General features: G+C 71.0%; 5 protein-coding genes and 1 pseudogene. 3 read left to right on the top strand and 3 right to left on the bottom strand.

Translation table 11 applies throughout. From position 1 onward, the window contains the following. Both AB0958_RS22895 and coxB read right to left on the bottom strand, forming a co-directional pair. A partial coding sequence (locus AB0958_RS22895; RefSeq protein ID WP_366892301.1) for a cbb3-type cytochrome c oxidase subunit I occupies nucleotides 1–446 on the bottom strand: 446 nt, incomplete at its 3' end. Further along, on the bottom strand, nucleotides 443–1,402 hold the full coding sequence (gene coxB / locus AB0958_RS22890) for a cytochrome c oxidase subunit II (protein WP_358975924.1): 960 nt from the start codon (nucleotides 1,400–1,402) through the stop codon (nucleotides 443–445). The genes AB0958_RS22895 and coxB, both read right to left, overlap by 4 nt. A 361-nt stretch (nucleotides 1,403–1,763) precedes the next feature. Between coxB and AB0958_RS22885 the strand changes: the two genes are divergently transcribed. Continuing rightward, nucleotides 1,764–3,143, top strand: a complete 1,380-nt coding sequence (locus AB0958_RS22885; protein ID WP_366892300.1) for an aminotransferase class V-fold PLP-dependent enzyme — start codon at nucleotides 1,764–1,766, stop codon at nucleotides 3,141–3,143. A gap of 87 nt (nucleotides 3,144–3,230) precedes the next feature. On the opposite strand, the gene AB0958_RS22880 is transcribed toward AB0958_RS22885, so the two are convergent. Further along, on the bottom strand, nucleotides 3,231–4,205 hold the full coding sequence (locus AB0958_RS22880; protein WP_366892299.1) for a carbohydrate kinase family protein: 975 nt from the start codon (nucleotides 4,203–4,205) through the stop codon (nucleotides 3,231–3,233). 132 nt (nucleotides 4,206–4,337) lie between these two features. On the opposite strand from AB0958_RS22880, the gene AB0958_RS22875 reads away from it, so the two are divergent. Beyond that, the gene (locus AB0958_RS22875; RefSeq protein ID WP_366892298.1) at nucleotides 4,338–4,547 is read left to right on the top strand and encodes a hypothetical protein; all 210 of its coding nucleotides are present in this window, start codon (nucleotides 4,338–4,340) and stop codon (nucleotides 4,545–4,547) included. Between the two features lie 119 nt (nucleotides 4,548–4,666). Then, nucleotides 4,667–5,249 (top strand): annotated as a pseudogene (locus AB0958_RS22870) (hypothetical protein); the annotation flags it as partial.

Below are 5,249 nucleotides of genomic sequence, written 5' to 3'. Positions count from 1 at the left end.
CCCTGCGGGGTGAGGAAGCCGCCGACGGCGATGGTCGAGCCGAACAGGTAGAGCCAGTAGGCGAACATGTTCAGCCGCGGGAAGGCGACGTCCGGCGCGCCGATCTGGAGCGGCATGATCCAGTTCGTGAAGCCGGCGAACAGCGGCGTCGCGAACATCAGCAGCATGATCGTGCCGTGCATCGTGAACGCCTGGTTGAACTGCTCGTTCGACATGATCTGCAGACCGGGGCGAGCGAGTTCGGCGCGCATGAGCAGCGCCATCACTCCACCGATCAGGAAGAACGCGAACGACGTGACCAGATACAGCGTTCCGATGGTCTTGTGGTCGGTGGTGGTGAGCCACTTGATGACCACGTTGCCGGGCTGCTTGCGCCTGACCGGCAGCTCATCTGCGTAAGAGCCGTCAGCTGCCGCGGCACCCTGGGGTTCGTTGAGGATGCTCACAGGTTGTTCGTCTCCCGGTTCTTCTCGTGGCTCGTCTGCGCGATGCCGGCGGGAATGTAACCGGTCTGCCCCTTCTTGGCGAGGTCCTTGAGGTGCTGCTGGTACCGCTCGGGGGAGACGACCTTCACGTTGAACAGCATCCGGGAGTGGTCGACGCCGCAGAGCTCGGCGCACTTGCCGAGGAAGGTGCCCTGCTGGTTCGGGGTCACCTGGAACGAGTTGGTGTGTCCCGGGATGACGTCCATCTTCATGAGGAACGGCACCACCCAGAAGGAGTGGATGACGTCACGCGAGGTGAGGACGAAGCGGACGGTCTCACCCTCGGGGAGCCAGAGCGTCGGACCGGGGTTGCCCGTCTGCGGGTTCCTGGTACCCGGCGTGCCGACGTCGTAGACACCGCCGGCGGCGGCCGGGAAGTCCTTCTTGAACCGGTCCGGGATCGCGTCCAGGTTCGCGTCGGTCTTCGCGTCTCCGGTGACACCGTCGACGGGCGTGATGTAGTTGAAGCCCCAGCTCCACTGGAAGCCGACCACGTTGACCGTGACGTCGGGCTTCTTGCTGAGGCTCAGGAGCTTCGTCTCATCGCGCGCGGTGAAGTAGAACAGCACCGAGATGATGATGATCGGGACCACCGTGTACAGGGCCTCGATCGGCATGTTGTACCGGGTCTGGGCCGGAACCTCGATCTTGGTGCGGCTGCGCCGGTGGAAGATGGCGCTCCAGATGATCAGACCCCACACCAGCACGCCGACGGCGAGCGCGGCGGCCCAGGACCCCTGCCACAGGGAGAGGATCCGCGGAGCCTCTTCCGTGGTCGGGGTGGGCATACCAAGGCGGGGGAAGTCCTTGTATGTGCAACCTGTAGCGGTCGCAAGGACCAGGCCCGCGGTCATTGCCTGCAGCAGCTTCCGCCGCATCGGGCGCCGCGGCGAGCGGTCGGAGCCGTTGGGACTCACGTAGCGCCTTCCCGAGAGTCTCGCCCGCGCGGTTCGGCTGCGGCCTTCTCGCTGGTCGGTCGCCGCCCTGCGTCGGGCAGGGGTTTGGATGTTTATGCGGACCAAACCCTAGCCGACGCCCTTCGGGGGTTCGCGGGGAGGGGGGCATACGCGCCGCCACTCACTCCTTAAGGGTGGGATTGGGCACCCAATAGCTCGGGTTGATGCGGTTTCGTGGACGAGTGCGGGTGCGCTGTGGCTGGTCGCTCCCCCACTCTCGGCTTCGCTCGAGCGGGGGGACCCCCATCGCGGCGGAGCCGCATATAGGCACAGCCTCGCGCCCGTCGGGAGTCGCTCTCGACGGACGTTTTAACGTTGCTGTGTGTCCTACTTCGACGCAGCGTCGGCTGCCCCTCTCCATCCCGTCGCCCGGCAGGCACTGGTGGCCGCTCTGGACGACGGCTGGGCCGACCCTTCCCGTCTCTACCGCGAAGGCCGCAAGGCGCGGATGCTGCTGGACGCGGCGCGGGAGGCGGCGGCCGAGGCCGTGGGCTGCCGGCCGGACGAGCTGACGTTCACCTCTTCCGGTACGCGCGCCGTCCACACGGGTGTCGCCGGGGCGTTGGCCGGCCGGCGCCGGACCGGACGTCACCTGATCGTGTCAGCCGTCGAACACTCCTCCGTTCTCCATTCGGCCGAGCTGTGGGAGACGGAGGGCGGAGCCGTGACCCGGGTGCCGGTGGGGCGGACGGGAGCGGTGGACGCCGGTTCCTACGCGTCCGCGCTGCGCCCGGACACCGCGCTCGCCTGTCTCCAGTCGGCCAACCACGAGGTGGGCACCGTGCAGCCGGTGGCGGAGGTGGCCGAGGTGTGCCGGGCGGCCGGGGTGCCGTTGCTGGTGGACGCGGCGCAGTCGCTGGGGTGGGGACGGGTGGAGGGCGACTGGTCACTGCTCGCGGCGAGTGCGCACAAATGGGGCGGGCCGGCCGGGGTGGGGCTGCTCGTCGTACGCAAGGGCGTGCGGTTCGCCGTCCAAGGGGCCGCGGACGAACGGGAGTCGGGGCGGGCGCCCGGCTTCGAGAACCTGCCGGCGATCGTCGCGGCGGCGGCGTCGCTGCGGGCCGTGCGGGCGGAGGCCGAGCAGGAGGCCGTACGGCTGCGGGAACTGACGGCGCGGATCCGGGCGCGGGTGGCGCAGTCGGTGCCGGACGTGGAGGTGGTGGGGGACGCGGAGCGGCGGCTGCCCGGGATCGTCACCTTCTCCTGTCTCTATGTCGACGGCGAGACCCTGCTCCATGAGCTGGACCGGGAGGGTTTCTCGGTGTCTTCGGGGTCGTCCTGCACGAGCAGCACCCTGACACCGAGCCATGTCCTCAAGGCGATGGGCGTCCTGAGCGAGGGGAACGTACGGGTGTCGCTGCCCGCGGGCGCGGCGGAGGCGGACGTGGCGCGGTTCCTCGAGGTGCTGCCGGGGGTGGTGGCCGGGGTGCGGGAGAAACTGGGCGCCCCGGCGGGCGCGACGGTCGTGCCGCAGGCGGCGGACGTGGTCGTCGACTCGCTCGGCAAGCGCTGCCCGATCCCGGTCATCGAGCTGGCGAAGGTCATCGGGACGGTGCCGGTGGGCGGCCGGGTGCGGGTCCTGTCCGACGACGAGGCGGCACGACTCGACATCCCGGCGTGGTGCGAGATGCGGGACCAGGAGTACGTCGGTGAGGAGCCGGCGGAAGGAGGAACGGCCTACCTGGTACGCCGGCTCACCTGAGGGCCCCGCCAGGAGCGCGGGGCGGTGTCGCGCCTGCGGCTGCCGCCGCGTGGGCGCGACCGGCCCCCACGCCGCCGCACCCGCGACTCAGACCAGATGCCCCCGGACCTCTTCGGCCGCCTCGTCCCCGTACGCCTTGGTGAACCGCTCCATGAAGTGCCCCCGGCGCAACTGGTACTCCTGCGTACCCACCGTCTCGATGACGAGCGTGGCCAGCATGCACCCGACCTGAGCCGCCCGCTCCAGCGAGACCCTCCACGCGAGTCCGGACAGGAACCCCGCGCGGAACGCGTCGCCCACGCCCGTCGGGTCGGCCTTGCGCTCCTCGTCGGGGCAGCCGACCTCGATCGGCTCCTCGCCGACCCGCTCGATCCGCACCCCGCGCGCGCCGAGCGTGGTGACCCGGTGGCCGACCTTCGCGAGGATCTCCTCGTCGGTCCAGCCGGTCTTGGTCTCGATCAGCCCCTTCTCGTACTCGTTGGAGAAGAGGTACGTGGCGCCCTCCAGCAGTATCCGGATCTCGTCGCCGTCCATCCGGGCGATCTGCTGGGAGAAGTCCGCCGCGAACGGGATCGCGCGGGCGCGGCACTCCTCCGTGTGCCGGAGCATCCCCTCGGGGTCGTCCGCGCCGATCAGGACCAGGTCGAGGCCGCCGACCCGGTCGGCCACCGTCTTGAGCTCGATCTGCCGGGCTTCGCTCATCGCGCCCGTGTAGAAGGAGCCGATCTGGTTGTGGTCGGCGTCGGTCGTGCACACGAAACGGGCGGTGTGCAGGGTCTCCGAGATGCGGACGGACTCCGTGTCGACGCCGTGCCGGTCGAGCCAGGCCCGGTAGTCGTCGAAGTCGAAGCCCGCCGCGCCGACCAGGATCGGCCGGGTGCCGAGCTGTCCCATGCCGAACGCGATGTTCGCGCCGACACCGCCGCGGCGCACGTCCAGGTTGTCGACCAGGAAGGACAGCGAGACGGTGTGCAACTGGTCCGCGACCAACTGGTCCGCGAAGCGGCCGGGGAAGGTCATGAGGTGGTCGGTGGCGATGGAGCCGGTGACTGCGATGCGCACGGCTGGGACTCTCCTGAGGGGAGGCGTGAGTGACAGTTAACGCTACCGGGTCGGCGCGGGCGGCCTGAAGGTGCCAAAACTACCCGATAGTAGATCTTTCTTCGCGGCCTCCGGCGTGCATACGGTGCCGTCATGACGAACCTCAAGGTCCACGCCCCCGCTCCGGCCGACCTCGACGGCGACCTGGCGTCGCTGCGGGGGGACTGCGCGCGGATGGCCCCGCACTGGGTGGTTCCTGAGCACGGCGATGCCCGCCCGGTGCCGCCGTCACTCATCCACGGGGTGGTCGTGCCGAAGAAGTCCGCGAGACTGCTGGACGCGATGTCCGAGTACGGCGACTAGCCGGCGCTGCGTCGGGTTCCGCCCGGCGCGTTCCCAGGGAACCGCGCGCCCCCCTTCCGCGTCCCATCGCCGTCCCCCGTGCAGGGGAGGCGGGATACGACACGGCAAGGAGCGATGCGGTGAAGAGCGAGCGACCCGAGAACGACGAGGACGCGGCCGCGGGCGCCGCCGGGGAGCCCCCCGAGGCCCAGGAGGCCCCGGAGTCACCGGAGCCCGCCGAGCCCGGCGCCCGGGCCGACAAGGGCTCCGGCGAGGGCACCGCACACGAGCCCCCGACCCCGGACGCCACCGAGTCCGAGCAGCCCTCGGCGCGGGCACGGGCCACCGAGTCGGAGGCGTCCTCGCGACCGGCGACCGGCTCCGAGCCGGAGGAGGGCTCCGCCCCGGGGACGGCCCATGCCACCGAGGAGACCCCCGAGCCGAAGAAGGCACCCGCGGCGAAGGCGGCCCCTGGGCCGACGCCGGACCCGCCCGCCGAGGCCGCCCCCACGCCGACTCCCGCCCCGGAACCGACGACAGCCCCCACCGCGACGGCCACCCCCGAACCGGCACGGACCGCCGCCCCGGAAACCACCGCCTCCGCCGCGGCCGCCACCCCCGAGCCGGAACGAGCCGCCGCCCCGGAAACCACCACCCCCGCCACAGCCGCCACCCCCGAACCGGCACGAGCCGCCGCCCCGGAAACCACCACCCCCGCCACAG

This window comes from Streptomyces sp. NPDC006655 (assembly GCF_040703965.1).
GTDB lineage: Bacteria > Actinomycetota > Actinomycetes > Streptomycetales > Streptomycetaceae > Streptomyces.
The sequence above is the reverse complement of the archived record's forward strand: the minus strand, read 5'-3'. Positions and strand labels throughout refer to the sequence as shown.